The sequence below is a fragment of the Mesorhizobium sp. M00.F.Ca.ET.216.01.1.1 genome, from assembly GCF_004010325.2.
Lineage (GTDB): Bacteria > Pseudomonadota > Alphaproteobacteria > Rhizobiales > Rhizobiaceae > Mesorhizobium.
Window position 1 is genome coordinate 1 of sequence record NZ_SADR02000542.1, and the last position, 287, is coordinate 287.

Consider the following 287-nt stretch of genomic DNA (forward strand, 5'->3'; position numbering starts at 1 on the left):
ACGGCGCCAAGGCGCTTGAGCGGACTTGCGCCGATCATGTCGCTGACGACTTGATTGCCAAGTCGCCTGATAAGCTCGGTATCGATCGGCCCCGGCGCGACGCAATTGACGCGGATATCGGTGTCACTGACTTCACGGACAAGGCTTTGGTAAAAGCGATGATACCTGCGCTCGCCGCCGAATAGGCGGCAAGATTCGGCAAGCCTTCCTTGCCCGCAAGCGACCCCATATTGATGATGCGGCCGCTGCCGGCCTGGCGCATGACCGGCAAAACCTGGTGCGTGACC

At 61.0% G+C, this 287-nt stretch carries 2 pseudogenes; both read right to left on the reverse strand.

Features of this window, described 5'->3' with window-relative positions:
- A pseudogene (locus EN859_RS40160) lies at positions 1–116 on the reverse strand (3-oxoacyl-ACP reductase); the annotation flags it as partial.
- A gap of 77 nt (positions 117–193) precedes the next feature.
- Positions 194–262: pseudogene (locus EN859_RS40675) on the reverse strand (hypothetical protein); the annotation flags it as partial.
- Between the last annotated feature and the right edge of the window lie 25 nt (positions 263–287).